We start from the raw sequence: 15965 nt of genomic DNA, 5'->3' as shown, positions 1-15965 counted from the left end.
CGTACACATGACTTCCCGCAACTCCGCCGCCACCCGGCAGCGGATCCTGGAGCAGGCCCGCCGGCAGTTCGCGCAGCACGGATTCGCGGCGGTCACGGTCAAGGGCGTGGCTGACGCGGCAGGCGTCTCACCGAACCTGATCACGCGCTACTTCGGCGGCAAGGACGGCCTGTTCCTGGCCGCGACGCAGGTGACGATCCCGGTCACGGACTCGTTCGACGGCGACCGCTCCGCGCTCGGCGCGCGCCTGGCCGCCAGCATCGTGCGGCGCTGGTTCGGGGCCCCCGGCGAGGACCCGCTGCTGGTGCTGCAACGCGCGTCGGGCGAACGTCCCGAGGCGGCCGAGGCGCTGGCGGCGTTCCTGGACGCGAACTCGCTGGAGCCGCTGTCCGACTACCTGCGTGCCGGCGGCCTGGACGAGGACGAGGCACGGAACCGGGCCGCGGCGATCGACGCGTTCGTACTCGGTGTCTCGACGCGCCGCCGGGTACTGCGCTCGGAGCTCGCGGAGGCGGGGCCGGAAGCGCTTGAAGCGTGGCTGGGCAGGACGATCCAGCGGCTCGCCGACGGATGATGCTGCCCGTCCATCGCTACTCGACGATCCGCGCCAGCGCCTCGGCGACCGCGACCGGCTTCTCCACACCCTCGGCCTCGAACACCTGCAGGCTCCGCACCTGGATCCCGCCCGGAACCCGGTCGGCCGCCTGCAACGTCATCCGCATCCGCACCCGCGTCCCCGACGGCAGCGGCGCCGGGAAGCGCACCTTGTCGTAGCCGTAGTTCAGGCCGTGCGCGAAGCCCTCGAAGGACAGCAGCCGGTAGGAGAACGCAGGTCCCAGCGCGAGCGAGAACAGCCCGTGCGCGATCGTCGTGCCCAGTGGGCTGGCCGCGGCTCGGACCGGGTCGACGTGGATCCACTGATCGTCGCCGGTCGCGGCGGCGAAGGCGTCGATGCGCTCCTGCGAGACCACGTACCAGTCGGTCGGCCCGATCTCCTTGCCGATGAGCGCCTGCAGGTCCTCGAACGAACTCGGACGGACGGGCAGCTCGGTGGTGTCAGTCATGGCGCACAGCGTACTTGAGTCTGACGTCAAGTTCATCAGGAGATCGGGACGCGGCCCCGGCCGACCGCTGTAGGCTCGCGCGATGGCGGCGGACGACGGGCAGAAGAATCACAGCGAACTGATTCTCCGAGTACGAACCCGATTGGCTCCGCTCTCCATCCCCGCCTACCGCCGCTTCTGGGCCGGCCGCGTGCTGTCCGTCACCGGCACGGCGATGTCGCCGGTGGCGCTGGCCTTCGCCGTCCTGCACCTCGACCGGTCGGCCACGGACCTGAGTCTGGTGCTGATCGCGAACGTCGGCGCGCAGGTGATCTTCCTGCTGCTCGGCGGCGCACTGGCCGACCGGATCCCGCGCGGCAGAGTGCTGATCTACGGCAACGCCGCCGCCGGATGCGTGCAGGGCGTGGTCGCCGCCGTCGTGCTCTCCGGTAGCGCGAAGCTCTTCGAGCTGGTCGCCCTGTCCTTCCTCGGAGGCACGGCCAGCGCCTTCATCTCCCCCGCCGCGCAGGGCACCGTCGCCCGCCTGGTCCCCGGCCCCATGCGCCGCGACGCCAACGCGTTGCTGCGCATGGCGTTCAACGTCTTCAAGGTCGCCGGGCCCGCCGTCGCCGGCGTCGTCGTCGCGACGGTCGGCGCGGGGTGGGCGATCGCCTGGGACGCGGCGACGTTCTTCGGCGCGGCGCTGATCATGACCGGGCTGCCCGCCGAGGACGTCGTCGCGCGGTCGCAGCGGTTCACCGCCGGGCTGGTCGAGGGCCTGTGGGAGTTCTGGGCCAGACCGTGGCTGCGGATCCTGGTCATCCAAGGAGCTGTCGGGGTCCTCGGCTGGCTCGTGGGATTCCAGCTGATCGGCCCGGTCTACGCGTCGCACTCGCACGGCGGCTCGGTCGCGTGGGGCGAGATCTCGGCGGGATTCGCGGTCGGGCTGCTGGCCGGTTCGCTCGGCGCGCTCGTCTGGCGCCCCGAACGCGTCGCGACGGTGATGGCCGCCGGTTCGACGTGCATGGCGGTGCCGCTGCTCGCGATGGCGGTCGCGGCGCCGACGTTCGTCGTGGTGCTGGGCACCGTGGTGGCGGGCATCGGACTCGACATGAGCATCCTCGCCTGGTCGACCTACCGCCAGCAGGCCGTCCCGGACGAGTTGCTGGCGCGGATGAACGCCGTGAACACCCTGGTCCAGCTGCTGCCGATCCCTGTCGGCTATGCCGCGGCAGGTCCGCTGGCGGACAAGTTCGGCGTGGCGCCAGTCCTCTTCGCGGCGGCGGGCCTGACAGTCGCCGCAGCGGGAACGCCGCTGGTGTGGCGCGAAGTCCGCGCGCTGAGACTGGAGACCTCGGCACCGACGGCCCCAGAAGCCGCGACCGCGGGATCACGGCAAACCGCAGCTCCCCGGCGCTGAGGACTCATCGTTGCAGAATACACAGCCAACTGTGCAGTTGGCTGTGTATCTGGTAGCGTCGCCGGCATGGAAGAAGTCGATCCGGCGCGCGCCGCCGAGGTCGCCCGCGAGTTGCGGGTGACGCTGGGCCAGCTGTTGCGGCGGCTGCGGGCGCAGTCGGAAAGCGGCGACCTGACCAAATCGCAGTCCTCGGCGCTCGGCCGGTTGGAACGCGACGGACCGGCCACGGCGACGGCCCTGGCGCGGGCCGAGGGCATCCGGCAGCAGTCGATGGCGGCGATCGTGGCCGCGCTGGTGGACGCCGGGCTCGTGGCCGGTTCGCCGGATCCGGCCGACGGCCGCAAGACGATCCTGGGCCTGACCGAGGAGGCCCGCGAGCGGTACCGCACCGGGCGGCTGGCCAAGGAGGACTGGCTCACCACGGCGATCACCGCCACCCTCGGCCCGGCCGAGCTGGAGCAGCTCGCCGCGAGTATCGAGCTGCTCAGGCGGCTCGCCGGGTCCTGATTCCCGGCAGCCGGACTCGCGTCTGGGCCTATATCAGGGCTCGTGTCTGAACCTGCGCCAAAACCTGTGCCCGAAAGGAAAACACCATGTTCTCCACCCTCGACCCGACCACCGCGCTGGTGGTGATCGACCTCCAGAAGGGCCTCACCGGCCTGGACCTGGCGCACCCGATGTCGGACGTCGTCGCCCGCAGCGCCGCGCTGGCCGCCGCGTTCCGGAAGCACGGCCTGCCGGTCGTCCTGGTCAACGTCGCGGGCTCGCCGCCCGGACGCACCGAGGCCGGCTCCGGCGCGCCGCGCACGTTCACCGAGGACTGGACCGAGCTGGTCCCCGAGCTCGACCGCCGGCCCGAGGACCACGTCGTCACCAAGTACGCGCGCAGCGCCTTCGCCGGCACCGGCCTGGCCGAACTCCTGCTGAGGCTCGGCGTCACACAGGTCGTGGTGACCGGTATCTCCACCAGCGGCGGCGTGGAGTCCACGGCCCGCAGCGCGCACGAGGAAGGCTTCCACGTCAGCCTGCCGATCGACGCGATGACCGACCGGACGCCGGAGTCGCACGAGTACAGCGTTCAGAAGATCTTCCCGAGGATCGCCGAGACCGGAACCACCGAGGAGCTGATCACGCTGCTGGACAACACGCGACCCTGACCGGCCGCGCGCTCAGGAGTGTTCAGCGCTCAGCGCCGGCTGTCACGGCTTCGAGAGCGACAGGGTCTCGCACACGATGTCCACCGTCTCCCCGACCACGCCGTTCCCGGCTCCCGCACCCGCACCCGCACCCACGATGGCGATCTTCGCGCACCAGGCGTTCGTCAGGTTCCAGGTGGAGACCGGCGGCTTGCCGGCCGCGTAGTCGGCGGCGGTGTACATCCCGAGGACGACCTCCTGCCGGGCGTTCGGGGCCCCGTCCAAGGCCAGTTGATGCCACTGCCACAGCGTGGTGTCCCCGTCCAGGCCGCGCTTGAGCGTCACCGTCGGCGGCAGCGTCGGACCCATCTGCTGCTTCGTGTGCGTGACACCGCTTCCCGGTGCGGGCGCGCCAGTCGGCGCGGACTGCGCGACCTCGATCTCGCTGACGATGTCGACGATCTCCTGGAACACGATCTTCGCCGTGGCCCCGGGCAGGCCGGGAATCGTGAGCACGAACACGGACACGTCCGGAGCCGGTGCTTGGGCGCCGACTCCCCCGGGCTGAACCGTCATACTCCTCATCCCCCTGCCTCGGGCCCGCTCGCCGGACACCGGAGTCAGAGTACTGCGACAGCCGGGAGGGCGACGAGGCCTGTGGCGTTTCCCCTAGTGGGCGTCCAGCCGCTTGACGAGCTCGGCCGCGTCCAGTTCGACGTCGGCCATCACCGCCTTGGTCACGAAGCCCAGGGCGTGGTTGACGCGGATCATGTGGGTGTTGTCGGAGGCGTTGGAGGAGAACACGGTCCCGATCGCCGGACGCTGCGCGGTCAGCCAGCGCAGCATGGCGCCCTTGACCGCCAGCCCAAGGCCGTGACCCCGGAACTCGGCCACGACGGCGGTGTCGAGCTGGAAGGCGGCGTCGGTCCGGGTCGCCACCAGTTCGAGCTCGGTGAAGCCCGCGACGCGGCCGTCGGCTTCGTGGACGGCCGCGATCACGTGAACCTCGGAGCGCCGGGCCAGCATGTCCGCTTCTTCGGCGCGGACCCGCTCCGGCGTCCATTCCGGGAACGCGAGCGTCGAATCCCCCTGCGGCGCGTCCTGAATGGCGGTGCGAGCGCGCGCGTACTCCGCCAGCAGAGCCTCGGGCGCGGCGCCGGTCCAGTGCTCCAGGCGGAACCCGTCGGCGACGGGACGCTCCCACAATGCCGGGTCGACGTCGGCGATCGTCAAAACCTGACGTGCGTTCGCCTGAGTACGCACGAAGCCCAGTTCCCTGGCCCACAACTCGCCGGCGGCGTCGGCTTTGAGGCCGTAGCCGATGACGACGGTGCGTCCGTCGATGCGCAAGTCCGGCAGCATCGCCCGCAGAAGCGCGGTTCCTATGCCCTGCCGACGCCGGTCCGGCCGAACGGCGACTCCGGTGATCGTCCCGTGCCGGTTCTCATGCTCCGGATACGTCGCCGACCCCGTGGCGACAATGTGGCCGTCCTCCCGCGCCACCCAGCGCCGGACCGGGCCCCAGAAGCCCGCGGGTCTGCGAGCCATCTGGGCATACTGGTCGAGCGTCGGCCTCGGTTCGCCGGGATAGTCGTCGTTCGCCACGGCCATCGTCACGTCGTAGCTCTCGGCCAGATCGGTGTCGGTGGCGGACGCGTAGTCGAACGGGCTGATCTCGACGGGCACTATCGGGCCTCCAACCGCTTGACGAGTTCGTCCGCGCCGACTTCGACGTACGCCAACGCCGCCGTGGTGACATAGCCGAGCGCGTGGTTGATGCGGATCATGTGGGTGTTGTCGTGGACCGTGTGCGTCCAGACCTGTCCGATCGCGGGCCGGTCGGCGGTCAGCCAGCGCAGCATGGCACCCTTGATGGCCAAGCCGAGGCCGCGTCCCCGGAAGTCGGCGGCGACGACGGTGTCCTGTTGGGCAGCCTCACCTGGCTGGCTGGCCCACAGTTCGACCTCGGTCATGGCCGCCACGCGTCCGCTGTCTTCGTGCACGGCCACCACGACGCGGTTCTCGATGCCCCGGGCCCGATGGTCCGCTTCGTGCTCGCGGACACGCTCAGGCGTCCAGTCCTCGAACTCCACCGCCGACTCACCGTGCGGGGCGTCGAGCATAGCGGTGCGAGCACGTGCGTATTCCTCAAGCAACGCCTCGGACACCGCGCCAGTCCAGCGCTCCAACCGGAAGCCCTCGGCGACCGGACGCTCCCACAGCGCCGGGTCCACATCGGCGATCGTCAAGAACTGGCGGACGTAAGCCTCGGTGCGTACGAAACCGAGCTCCCGGGCCCACAACTCGCCGGACGCCTCAGCCTTGACGCCGGTCCCCACGACGACGGTACGGCCGTCGGCGACCGCCGCCGGGAGCACCGCCCGTAGCAGGGCGGTGCCGATACCCTGGCGGCGCCGTTCCGGTGGAACGATGACGCGCACGATCGTCAGGTGGCGATTCTCGTTCTCCGGCAGGCTCACCGAGGCGGCGGCGACGATGTGGCCCGCCTCCCGCGCCACCCAGCGGCTCATCGGCCCCAACGCCGTCCGGGGCCGGCGGATCAGCGCGACGTACTCCTCCAACGGCGGCAGAGCCTGCCCGGGATGGTCCTCCGTCATGACCGCCGACATCACCGCGTAGCTCTCGGCCAATTCGATGTCGGTGGCGGACGACGGATCGAACGGGCCGATCTCCACCGACATCAGGGCACTGCTTTTATCTCCCCGCATTCCGAAGATGCTAGAGCATCACGCCCCTCAAGATCCGGTCGGCCACTTGACCTGCGTCGACTTGTAGTAGTCGATGCCCATGGCGTGCCAGCGCGGCCCCTGCGCGCCGAGCCGCGCGTCGAAGGCCGACTGGCTGTGGGTCGACTCCGGCGACCAGCCGAGCTCCATCAGCGCCGGCAGCCGCGGGAATGCCATGTAGTCGATGTTCGCCGAGGTGACGAGGGTCTCCGACCACAGCGGCGCCTCCACGCCGGCGATCGCCGAGGAACTGATGCCCGTCAGGTAGTTCCCGGGGTCCCAGCCGTAGGCCTTGTTCACGTCGACATAGCCGGCCCAGTTCTGGCCCAGCGGCGTCTTGCTGGTGTACTTCATGTCCAGGTAGGCATGGTTGGCCGGAGACATGATGATCTTCGTGCCGGTGGCGGCCGCGGCGGCCAGCGCGCTGTTGGAGTTGTTCGTGTCCCAGAACTGCGCGACCGTGGACGGCGCCAGGGTCGCGGCGGCGATGTTGTGCCAGCCCATGACCGCCTTGCCGTGGTTGGCGACGATCTGCTGCACCTGGTTGATGAAGGACACGTAGTCGCTCTGCGTCGTGGAGCTGGCCTCGTCGCCGCCGATGTGGATGTACGGGCCCGGAGTCAGGGCCGCGAGCTCGCCGACGACCTGGTCCAGGAAGGTGTAGGTCAGCGGCAGCGAGGTGCACAGCGAGCTGAAGCCGACGTCGGTGCCGGTGTAGAGCGGCGGCGCGACGCCGTTGCAGTTCAGCGGGGCGTAGGAGGCGAGCGCGGCGTTGGTGTGTCCCGGCGTGTCGATCTCCGGGACGACGGTCATGTAGCGCGAGGCCGCGTAGTTCACGATCGCGGTGTAGTCGGCCTGCGTGAAGTACCCGCCGGCGCCGCCACCGACCTCGGTCGAGCCGCCGTAGGCCGCCAGGTTCGGCCAGGAGTTGATCGCGATGCGCCAGCCCTGGTCGTCCGACAGGTGCAGATGCAGGTAGTTCACCTTGTACAGCGCCAGCTCGTCGATGTAGTGCTCGACCTGCGCGACGGTGAAGAAGTGCCGGGCCACGTCCAGCATCGCGCCGCGGTGCTCGTAGCGCGGGTAGTCGACGATCGTGCCGCCGGTCGCCTTCCACGCCACCGAGGTCACGGCGGTCGGGCTCATCACCTTGGCCGGCAGGAGCTGCAGGAAGGTCTGCGCGCCGTGGAACAGGCCGGCCGCGGTGTTCGCCCGGACGCGCACCGAGGACGCGGTGATCGTGAGCTGATACCCCTCGGCCCCGACCGTCGAGGGCGCACCCGAAAGGGACAGCGCGATCGTGCCGGGCGTCGTCGCCCCGACGGTGAGCGGCAGCGCGTATCCGGTCGAGGCGCGCAGGATCCCGGCGAGGTAGCCGCCGACTCCTCCGTCGTCGGCGGTCAGCGTCGCGGCCGAGCCGAGCGTGAACGTCGAGCCGTTCGCCGACTCGGAGACCGGAACCGGCACCACGACGTTGGGGAACGAGGCGGCGGCCGCCGGGGACGTGGCCCCGGCGGCGCCGAACACTGTCATACCGAGCGCGACGACGGCGGCAAGCAGGGCCAGCCGTGTTCGGCGGAACATCAGGACTCTCATGAACCCACCAAAGTAAAGTTGCTTAACTCGCCTCCGTCGTCCGTGACCGTACTGCGGGTCGGGTACGCGGTCAACGCTCGGTCAGGCACGGTCCACCGTGGGCAACCGGTTGCCGTGCTCAGGACCAGGTGACCGTCGGCCGGTACATCTCCAACCAGAGCGCCATGTCGAGCGTCCGCTCCAGCCCCCGGCGCGAGGACTGCAGGATCGCCGACCCGGAGTCGTCGACAAGCTGGCGCACCGTGGTCGGGTCGACGAAGTCGAAAACCGGGTGGGACGGCTGGGACAGCAGATCGGCGACGCGCGAGCGCAGCGCGATGGCATAGCGCGGGTCCTGCGTGGACGGGTAGGGGCTCTTGACGCGGTCGTACACCGAGCGGGGCAGCACCTCGGCGGCCGCCTCGCGCAGGAGCGACTTCTCGCGGCCGTCGAACGACTTGATCGCCCACGGCGCGTTGTAGACGTACTCCACCAGGCGGTGGTCGCAGAACGGCACGCGCACCTCCAGACCGACGGCCATGCTGAGCCGGTCCTTGCGGTCGAGCAGGAAGCGCACGAACCGCGTCAGGTACAGGTGGCAGACCCGCCGCATCCGATAGTCGAAGTCGCTCTCGCCGGGCAGCCGCTCGATGGTCGAGACGGCCGCGTCGTAGCACTCCTGCACATAGTTCTGCAGATCCATGGCCTGACGCAGCTCGGGACGCAGCAGCCCCATGTCGTCGCCGAAGTTCTCGGTGTACTTCACCAGCCACGGGAAGGTCCCGCCGCACCGGGCCTCCTCGTTGAAGAAGTCCTGGTACCCGCCGAACACCTCGTCGGCGGACTCCCCGGACAACGCGACCGTCGAATGGTCGCGGATCTCCTTGAACAGCAGATACAGCGAGGTGTCCATGTCGCCGAGGCCGGCCGGCATGTCACGGGCCCGGATCACGGTGCGGCGGGCGTCCAGGTCGGTCAGCGACTCGGCGTCCAGCACGATGTCCTGGTGGACCGTGTTGGAGTGTTCTGCGACCGCGTGCACGAACGGCGTGTCCGGGTCGGCGCGGATCGGGTCCGGGACGAAGTTCTTGGCGTGGTCGACGAAGTCGACGGCGAAGCTGCGGATCTTCTCGCCGGTCACGGCCAGCTGCCGCGCGGACAGCGCGGTGAGCGTCGAGGAGTCCAGGCCGCCGGAGAGCAGCACGCAGCGCGGGACGTCGGCGACGAGCTGCCGGCGCACGATGTCGTCCAGCAGCTCCCTGACATGCGCGATGCTCTCCTCGCGGGAGTCGCCGTGCGGCTGGGTCGTCAGCGTCCAGTAGACGTCGGTGCGGATGCCCTCGGGTCCGATGGTGACCACGGTGCCGGGCTCGACCTCGCGCATGCCGGACCAGAACGCGTGCCCCGGCGTCTTGACCAACACGAACAGCTCGCGCAGGCCCTCCAGCCCGACGGCCCGCTCGGCGAGCGGATTGGCGAGGATCGCCTTGGGCTCGGAGCCGAACAGGACACCGTCGGGGGTCGGCGAGTAATACAGGGGCTTGATTCCCATGCGGTCGCGGATCAGGCGCAGTTTGCGGTCCCGTCCGTCCCAGATCGCGAAGGCGTACATGCCGTTGAGGCGTTCGGCGACGGCCGAGCCCCACTCGATGTAGCCGCGCAGCACGACCTCGGTGTCCGAGTCGGTCGTGAAGCGGTGCCCGCGCGAGGTCAGCTCCGCGCGCAGCTCGGTGAAGTTGTATGTTTCGCCGGAATAAACAATCACCACACTCTGCCCGCCGACCTCCGCGGTCATCGGCTGCCGGCCGCCGGGCAGGTCGATGATGGCCAGACGGCGGTGCCCGAGCGCGGCCGGACCGTCAATCCAGGTCCCGCGGTCGTCAGGGCCGCGGCATTCCATGGTGGCGGTCATCGCGTCCAGGGTGGGCGCGTTATCGCGCAGGTCGCGTTCGTAGGAGATCCAGCCGGTGATGCCACACATGATGTTTCTTCCTTTCGACCGGTGACCCTTAGATATTTACCCTTGCTAATTATCTCTGCCACCGGCGGAGGGGGCGGCTGGTGAACGTTTGGCCGGAACACGTTACGGCGCGGTTACAGCGTCTATATACGGATATCGACGCACGACCCGGACGACCACGGATTTCACTGGATTCGTCACGGTGTGTATACATGGCCTGATTCGCTTCTTGGGTACGCAGTGGTGGAGACCTTCCAGGTCATCCGCGCGGAAGGAATGCCGCGGCTTGATTGTTCAACCCACCGTGAACGAGGACGCGCGAGCGACGGACGTCGTGGTGATCGGTGCCGGACAGGCTGGCTTGTCGAGTGCCTACTTCCTGCGCAGAGCCGGTTTCGAGCCCGAGGCCGGCTACGTGCTCCTGGACGGCGACCCGGCGCCCGGCGGTGCGTGGCAGCACCGGTGGCCCTCGCTGCGGATGGAAACCGTCAACGGCATCTTCGACCTGCCCGGGATGGCCTTCGAACCGCCGTCACCGCAGGAGCGGGCTTCCGTCGCGGTCCCCCGCTACTTCGCGCAGTACGAGGAGCACTTCCAGCTCGCCGTGCACCGGCCGGTGGCAGTGCGGGCGGTCCGTTACGGGCCCGATGAGCGGCTTCTGGTCGAGACCGACTCCGCGACCTGGGCCGCGCGCGCCGTGATCAACGCCACTGGCACGTGGAACAAGCCGTTCTGGCCGTACTACCCGGGCCGGGAGACCTTCCGGGGACGTCAGTTGCACGCCGCGACCTACCCCGGGCCGCAGGAGTTCGCCGGTCAGCGCGTGGTCGTGGTCGGCGGCGGGATCACCGCGATCCAGCTGCTCAGCGAGCTCGCCGCGGCCGGCGCCTCGACGACGTGGGTGACGCGCCGGGAGCCGGCGTTCCGCGACGAGCCGTTCACGCGGGAGTACGGTCGTGAGGTGGTCGCGATGGTGGAGCGCAGGGTGCGCGCGGGGCTGGTGCCGGAGAGCGTGGTCAGCGTCACCGGGCTGCCGGTCACCGATGCGATCCGCGAGGCGCAGCGCTCCGGGGTGCTCGACCGGCTGCCGATGTTCGACCGGATCACGCCCGACGGGGTCGCCTGGGACGCTCCGGCCGGCGGCGCGCCGGGCTCGATCGAGGCGGACGTGATCCTGTGGTGCACCGGCTGGCGTGCGGCGTTGGACCACCTGGCGCCGCTGCGGCTGCGCGCCCCCGGCGGCGGCATCGCGATGGACGGGACGCGCGTCGTCCTGGAACCGCGGCTGCATCTGGTGGGGTACGGTCCGTCAGCCAGCACTGTCGGCGCCAACCGCGCCGGGCGCGAGGCGGTCCGGGACATCCGGCGGCTGTTGTCGGGGCGCGGCGCAGAAGCGCTCGCCGCTTAGCGTGGTCGAACGTTTCCGTCCGGTAACCGACGGCCGTCAGCGGCTGGAGGCTCAGGGTCCTGATATGGGGCGCGACCGCCGTCCGCGACTTCGAAATAAATTGCGAATAATAGTCACCAGGAAATCACCGATCGCACTGCCGCGTACGATCGTGTATTCACGGGACACCAGGTCGGCGCGGTCGTAGCCGCAGATGAGCACCTAGCAAGAATCCGACGATTATTTCGCTCCACGGCATTTTCGGGGACAGTATCGGTTGGCTAGGCTGAGCGTCACTGCGCGGGGGCGGAACGTGATCGGCGATGCGGTCCGGCGTGCCGGGGAAGGACCGCCGATGCTGTGGACTGGGGGCGACGTTGATCGACATCGCGCTGGCGCAAAGGGCCGTGCTGTGGCGAGAAGGGCTGGCCGCGCTGCTGGGCCGGGAGGGCGATTTCCGGGTGGTGGTGCGGCCCACGCGGCTGGAGGACGTGTGGCCGGCCGTGCGGCGGCGCCGGCTGGACGTCATCCTGCTGGACGCCGAGCTGCCCGGCGACCCGGCCATGGACGCGGTGTGCGCCCAACTGTGCGAACGCCGCCCGGACATCAAGGTCCTGATTCTGGTGGAGCGCTGGGCCGCGACCTTGGCGGTGCTGACCCGGCTGGCCCCGCAGACCGGCTTCCTGACCGTCGACGCCTCCCCCGCGCAGCTGGTCGACGGGCTGCGCCGGATCGTCGACGGCAAACCGGTGCTGGACCTGGAGCTGGCGGTGGCGGCGCTGTCGGCCGTCGACAACCCCCTCACCGACCGGGAGCGGGAGGTGCTGCTGAAGTCGGTGGACGGCGCGCCGACGAAGGCGATCGCGGCGGAGTTGTTTCTAAGTAACGGCACTGTTCGCAACTATCTGTCTCGCGCCATCGCCAAAACCGGCGCGCGCAGTCGGATCGAGGCGGTGCGGATCGCCCGGGACGAGGGGTGGATCTGAGATCGGCGCGGGTCCGGGTCCGGGTCCCGGTCCGGGTCCCGGTGCGGCCGTCCAGTGCGCCAGCAGCTCGCGGTAGAGCGCGGAGCGTGCGGTGAGCTCGTCGTGGCTGCCCGCGTCGGCGCGGACGCCGTCCAGGACCAGGACGCGCTCGGCGCGCAGGGCGGAGCTGAGCCGGTGCGCGATGACGATCAGCGTGCCGCCCCGCTCGGCGAAGGCCTGCTCGGCGCGGCGTTCGGCGATGGGGTCGAGGTGGCAGGTCGCCTCGTCGAGGACGGCCAGCGGCGCCGACGACAGGTGGGCCCGCGCGAGGGCGAGGAGCTGGCGCTCTCCGGCGGACAACTCGTTCGGGGCGACCGTCGCGTCCAGGCCGCCGAGGCGCGCGACGAGGGGCGCGGCGCCTACGGCGTCGACGGAGGCGGCGATCCGTCCGTCGGGGGCGTGCGGCGCGAGGTAGGACAGGTTCTGCCGGAGCGTGCCGGCGAAGACGTAGGCCTCCTGCGGAATCAGAACCCGAAGACGCGCGAGGTGATCCGGTGCGAGGGATGCGGCATCGGCGCCGCCGAGCAGGACCGCGCCGGCGTCCGGGGGGCGCAGGCCGCAGATCAGGGCGGCCATGGTCGACTTGCCGATACCGCTGGGACCGACGACGGCCAGGTGCTCGCCGGGTGCGACGGTGAGGTCGAGGTCGCGCAGGACCGGTTCGGAGGCGGGGCCGTAGGCGAAGGTGACGGCGCGGAGGGTGAGGCCGCGGGTGGCGAAGTCGGTGTGGAGGGTCGGTGCCGGGGCCGCCGGGGTGCCGAGCGTGGCCCGCGTGGCCGGGGTTTCCCGCAGCACGGTGATCGGCACGGCGGCGTCCAACAGTCGCGCCATCGTGATCGAGAATCGCAGACCACTGTCACCGAGCCCCGAGATGACACCGCGAAGCGCCGGCTGGAGCCCGGTCACCACGAACGTCAAGCCCCCGACCAGAGCGCCGGCGCTCAGCCCGCGTCGCAGCAGCGCCGGACTCGCCGCCAGCAGCAACAGCGCGGGCAGCCAGCCGCCCACGGCGAAGCAGAGCTGGCGCAACGCGGCGGTGCGCGCGAGCCTGCGTTCGACGCGTGCCTGCGCGACGACCGGCCCCCGCACCAGATCCGCCGCGTACTGCTCAGCTCCGCCGGCCGCCACATCACGCACCGCCGCCAGCACGGGACCGGCCGCAGCGGCGACCTTCTCCTCACCCAGGACGCTGGCGCGCTGTCGCGCGGCGGCAACCCGCAGCACCCCGAGGAACAGCACGAACCCGGCCACAAACGGCGGCAACACGATGGCAGCGATCAGCGGATCCAGCGCGTACGCGCCGACTGCGGTCCCCAGCGCCGCAACGACGAATCCGCGCACTGCAACAATGATGCCCGCGAACGAGTCACGCACGGTCTCCACCTGCCGGGTCAGCCGCGCGGTCGCGCCGCCATCGCGCTCGCCGGCCACACCGCGCGTGACGGCGGCATCCACAACGCGCCGGACAAGCACATCCCGAAGCGGCTCCACGAAGTTGCCGAGCAGCGCGAAGACCCTGCGCGCGCCGAGCGCCGCCAGCGTCGCAGCGGCCAGGAGCACGCCGATCCACGCCAGGCCGACGCCGGTGCGGTGGCGGAGGAAGCCGTCGTCGAGGGCGTGCGCGACGGCGATGCCGGACAGTGCGGAGGAGGGGACTTCAAGCAGGGACCAGCAGGACAAAGCGATGATGGAGGACCGGCGCACCGTTCCGAACGCGAACCGCAGCTCGCGGCCACGGCCTGCGGGGACAGCCTCACCAGACCGACCTGAGTTGCCCGCGCCGCCAGACTCTCGGGATAGCCCAAGCCGAGCGGAATCGTTGGTGTCGCCAGAGAGATATGCCCCGCCGAGGCGCCCTGAGCCCATCCCCATCCGCCGCCTCATGCCGCGAACACCTCCCGGTACGCCGCGTCCTGCCACAGCCGGTCGTGGCGGCCGACCCGGCGCACGCGCCCTTCGTCGAGCCACACCACCAGGTCGGCGCGGGCCGCCGTGGCCGCTCGATGGGTCACGATCAGGCGCGTGCGGCCGCGGGCGCCGCCGAGTAGCGCCTCGCTGATCAGGGCTTCGGTGGCGGTGTCGAGGCTGGAGGTGGCGTCGTCGAGGACCAGGAGGCGGTGCGCTTGCCAGGCTCGTGCGAGTCCGATCCGCTGCGCTTCTCCCCCGGACATCGGTGCGTCGGCGAGCGGTGTGTCGTATCCCTTCGGCAGCAGCCGCACGAAGGCGTCCGCTCGCGCCGCCCGCGCCGAGGACTCGATGCGCGAGCGCTCCAGGTTCGGGCCGATGGCGTCGGCGACCGTGGTGCCGACCAGGGTCGGGCGTTCGAAGGCGCAGCCGACGGCGGCGCGGAGTTCGTCGTGGGCGATCTCGGGGAGGCGGACGCCGTCCAGCAGGACCTCGCCCTCGTCGGGGTCGCGCAGGCGGGCGGCGAGGGTGGCCAGGACCGACTTGCCCGAGCCCGAGGGGCCGACCACGGCGACCGCCGCGCCGCCGGGAACCGTCAGGTCCACGTCGCGCAGCCTGCCGCAGGACACGCCGAGGAACGTCAGCTCGCCGGTGCCCTCGGGGAGGGCCCGGGCGCCGTATCCGACCTCTGGCAGCTCCAGCAACTCGGCGGCGCGCGCCGCGCCGGACTGGGAGCGGGCGACGGCGGCGAACACCGCGGTCAGGCCGCCGAGGCCGGTGCCGATGGAGGCGTAGCGGCTGGCGGCGAACAGCTCGCCGGGGGTCATGCGGCCCCTGACCAGCTCCAGGCCGCCGACCGCCAGGACGGCGGCGAGCGTCGCCGGGCCGAGCACCGAGCCCTGGAACGTCGAGCGCGCCAGGACCCGCCACGTGGCGCGCCCAGCCGCGTGCAACTCCGGAAGCTCGGCCAGGATCCGGTCGCGCTCGGCGGCGGCGGTGCCGGCGGCGGCGATCGTGCGGATGCCGCCGAGCGATTCCACCAGCCGTCCGACGATGCGGCCCTGGATCTCCAGGTACGTCCGCAACACGCGCGTGGTGCCGCGGGTGAAAGACCGCAGGACCAGGATCACGCCGACGGTCCCGGCCAGGAACGCCACGGCGAGCCAGGGGTCGATGACGGCGAGCAGCACCAGGCTGCCGACCGGCGGTGCGATCGCGGTCACCGCGCTGACCGCGCCGGGACCGGCGCGCCCGGCGTCGGCGGCGTTGCCGCAGACCCGCCCGAGCAGGTCGCCGGCCGAGAAGCCGCCGGTGTTCGCGGGGCCGGCGTCCAGGACACGGCGCGTCATCCGCACTCGCAGCCACGCCGTTGTCCCGGCGATGCACGCGGCGGAGGCGTACCCGGCGGTCATGTCGCAGAGCACGCCGAAAGCCATCAGCGCCCCGGCCAGCAGCAGTTTCCCGCCCACACCGTGCCCGGCCGCGGCGGCGTCCACGGCGGAACCGAGCACGTCCGGCACCGCGAGGGTGACCGCCGTGGAGCCCAGCGCGGCCAAGCCGATCGCGGGCAACCAGGCACCACCGTGGCGTACGGCGCTTGTGTAAGCGCTCATATCTGGACGCGGCCTCCGAGGTCGGGTGTCATGGATACAGATGGACAGGCATGGCGGGCGGTCTCCCGACCGCCCCCAAGCCGGCGGCCCCGGGCGAATGTCAGTCGTCCGGGGCCGCCGCGCTCATCGGTGGGCCGGCGTGCGAGCCGGTCCG

General features: G+C 71.0%; 14 protein-coding genes. 6 read left to right on the top strand and 8 right to left on the bottom strand.

Annotated features, from left to right (window positions below):
- Positions 1 to 7 precede the first annotated feature (7 nt).
- Positions 8 to 574 carry a TetR family transcriptional regulator gene (locus ABH935_RS06195; RefSeq protein WP_370376785.1) on the top strand — a complete coding sequence of 189 codons (567 nt, stop codon included), beginning with the start codon at positions 8 to 10 and terminating at the stop codon, positions 572 to 574.
- Between the two features lie 16 nt (positions 575 to 590).
- Here ABH935_RS06195 and ABH935_RS06190 read toward each other — a convergent pair whose 3' ends face one another.
- Entirely contained in the window at positions 591 to 1064 is a 474-nt protein-coding gene (locus ABH935_RS06190) for a MaoC family dehydratase (protein WP_370376784.1), read from the bottom strand.
- Positions 1065 to 1146: 82 nt separating this feature from the next.
- On the opposite strand from ABH935_RS06190, the gene ABH935_RS06185 reads away from it, so the two are divergent.
- From ABH935_RS06185 to ABH935_RS06175, 3 genes are all read left to right on the top strand, one after another.
- A complete protein-coding gene (locus ABH935_RS06185) occupies positions 1147 to 2463 on the top strand; it encodes an MFS transporter (RefSeq protein ID WP_370376783.1) in 1317 nt (438 codons plus the stop codon).
- Positions 2464 to 2529: 66 nt separating this feature from the next.
- Positions 2530 to 2970, top strand: coding sequence for a MarR family winged helix-turn-helix transcriptional regulator (locus ABH935_RS06180; protein WP_370376782.1), 441 nt, complete (start codon positions 2530 to 2532; stop codon positions 2968 to 2970).
- Positions 2971 to 3056: 86 nt separating this feature from the next.
- Positions 3057 to 3620: an isochorismatase family cysteine hydrolase gene (locus ABH935_RS06175; protein ID WP_370376781.1), complete on the top strand. Its 564-nt coding sequence runs from the start codon at positions 3057 to 3059 to the stop codon at positions 3618 to 3620.
- A gap of 42 nt (positions 3621 to 3662) precedes the next feature.
- On the opposite strand, the gene ABH935_RS06170 is transcribed toward ABH935_RS06175, so the two are convergent.
- The 5 genes from ABH935_RS06170 to asnB form a co-directional block, all read right to left on the bottom strand.
- The gene (locus tag ABH935_RS06170; protein WP_370376780.1) at positions 3663 to 4175 is read right to left on the bottom strand and encodes a phage tail protein; all 513 of its coding nucleotides are present in this window, start codon (positions 4173 to 4175) and stop codon (positions 3663 to 3665) included.
- Between the two features lie 93 nt (positions 4176 to 4268).
- Positions 4269 to 5285 carry a GNAT family N-acetyltransferase gene (locus ABH935_RS06165; RefSeq protein WP_370376779.1) on the bottom strand — a complete coding sequence of 339 codons (1017 nt, stop codon included), beginning with the start codon at positions 5283 to 5285 and terminating at the stop codon, positions 4269 to 4271.
- Positions 5285 to 6328: a GNAT family N-acetyltransferase gene (locus tag ABH935_RS06160; protein WP_370376778.1), complete on the bottom strand. Its 1044-nt coding sequence runs from the start codon at positions 6326 to 6328 to the stop codon at positions 5285 to 5287. The genes ABH935_RS06165 and ABH935_RS06160 overlap by 1 nt, the downstream gene beginning before the upstream one ends.
- Positions 6329 to 6355: 27 nt before the next feature.
- Positions 6356 to 7942 carry a beta-N-acetylhexosaminidase gene (locus ABH935_RS06155; RefSeq protein WP_370376777.1) on the bottom strand — a complete coding sequence of 529 codons (1587 nt, stop codon included), beginning with the start codon at positions 7940 to 7942 and terminating at the stop codon, positions 6356 to 6358.
- A gap of 118 nt (positions 7943 to 8060) precedes the next feature.
- Positions 8061 to 9902, bottom strand: coding sequence for an asparagine synthase (glutamine-hydrolyzing) (asnB, locus tag ABH935_RS06150; protein ID WP_370376776.1), 1842 nt, complete (start codon positions 9900 to 9902; stop codon positions 8061 to 8063).
- A gap of 265 nt (positions 9903 to 10167) precedes the next feature.
- Here asnB and ABH935_RS06145 point away from each other — a divergent pair, with 265 nt between their 5' ends.
- Both ABH935_RS06145 and ABH935_RS06140 read left to right on the top strand, forming a co-directional pair.
- The gene (locus ABH935_RS06145; RefSeq protein WP_370376775.1) at positions 10168 to 11289 is read left to right on the top strand and encodes an NAD(P)-binding domain-containing protein; all 1122 of its coding nucleotides are present in this window, start codon (positions 10168 to 10170) and stop codon (positions 11287 to 11289) included.
- A gap of 302 nt (positions 11290 to 11591) precedes the next feature.
- Positions 11592 to 12254 (top strand): response regulator transcription factor, encoded by a 663-nt coding sequence (locus ABH935_RS06140; protein WP_370376774.1) that lies wholly within the window; start codon positions 11592 to 11594, stop codon positions 12252 to 12254.
- Here ABH935_RS06140 and ABH935_RS06135 read toward each other — a convergent pair.
- Together ABH935_RS06135 and ABH935_RS06130 are read right to left on the bottom strand one after the other, a co-directional pair.
- The gene (locus ABH935_RS06135) at positions 12147 to 13973 is read right to left on the bottom strand and encodes an ATP-binding cassette domain-containing protein (RefSeq protein WP_370376773.1); all 1827 of its coding nucleotides are present in this window, start codon (positions 13971 to 13973) and stop codon (positions 12147 to 12149) included. The two genes, ABH935_RS06140 and ABH935_RS06135, sit on opposite strands and share 108 nt — an antisense overlap.
- 200 nt (positions 13974 to 14173) lie before the next feature.
- Positions 14174 to 15811 (bottom strand): ABC transporter ATP-binding protein, encoded by a 1638-nt coding sequence (locus ABH935_RS06130; protein ID WP_370376772.1) that lies wholly within the window; start codon positions 15809 to 15811, stop codon positions 14174 to 14176.
- Positions 15812 to 15965: the final 154 nt, after the last annotated feature.

The organism is Catenulispora sp. GAS73 (assembly GCF_041262085.1).
Lineage (GTDB): Bacteria > Actinomycetota > Actinomycetes > Streptomycetales > Catenulisporaceae > Catenulispora.
The sequence above is the reverse complement of the archived record's forward strand: the minus strand, read 5'-3'. Positions and strand labels throughout refer to the sequence as shown.

What these genes read in the sequence shown, in the direction of transcription:
- ABH935_RS06195 (WP_370376785.1), top strand. Translation starts at nt 8, where the DNA reads ATGACTTCCCGCAACTCCGCCGCCACCCGGCAGCGGATCCTGGAGCAG.
- ABH935_RS06190 (WP_370376784.1), bottom strand. Translation starts at nt 1,064, where the DNA reads ATGACTGACACCACCGAGCTGCCCGTCCGTCCGAGTTCGTTCGAGGAC.
- ABH935_RS06185 (WP_370376783.1), top strand. Translation starts at nt 1,147, where the DNA reads ATGGCGGCGGACGACGGGCAGAAGAATCACAGCGAACTGATTCTCCGA.
- ABH935_RS06180 (WP_370376782.1), top strand. Translation starts at nt 2,530, where the DNA reads ATGGAAGAAGTCGATCCGGCGCGCGCCGCCGAGGTCGCCCGCGAGTTG.
- ABH935_RS06175 (WP_370376781.1), top strand. Translation starts at nt 3,057, where the DNA reads ATGTTCTCCACCCTCGACCCGACCACCGCGCTGGTGGTGATCGACCTC.
- ABH935_RS06170 (WP_370376780.1), bottom strand. Translation starts at nt 4,175, where the DNA reads ATGACGGTTCAGCCCGGGGGAGTCGGCGCCCAAGCACCGGCTCCGGAC.
- ABH935_RS06160 (WP_370376778.1), bottom strand. Translation starts at nt 6,328, where the DNA reads ATGCGGGGAGATAAAAGCAGTGCCCTGATGTCGGTGGAGATCGGCCCG.
- ABH935_RS06155 (WP_370376777.1), bottom strand. Translation starts at nt 7,942, where the DNA reads ATGAGAGTCCTGATGTTCCGCCGAACACGGCTGGCCCTGCTTGCCGCC.
- asnB (WP_370376776.1), bottom strand. Translation starts at nt 9,902, where the DNA reads ATGTGTGGCATCACCGGCTGGATCTCCTACGAACGCGACCTGCGCGAT.
- ABH935_RS06140 (WP_370376774.1), top strand. Translation starts at nt 11,592, where the DNA reads ATGCGGTCCGGCGTGCCGGGGAAGGACCGCCGATGCTGTGGACTGGGG.
- ABH935_RS06130 (WP_370376772.1), bottom strand. Translation starts at nt 15,811, where the DNA reads ATGAGCGCTTACACAAGCGCCGTACGCCACGGTGGTGCCTGGTTGCCC.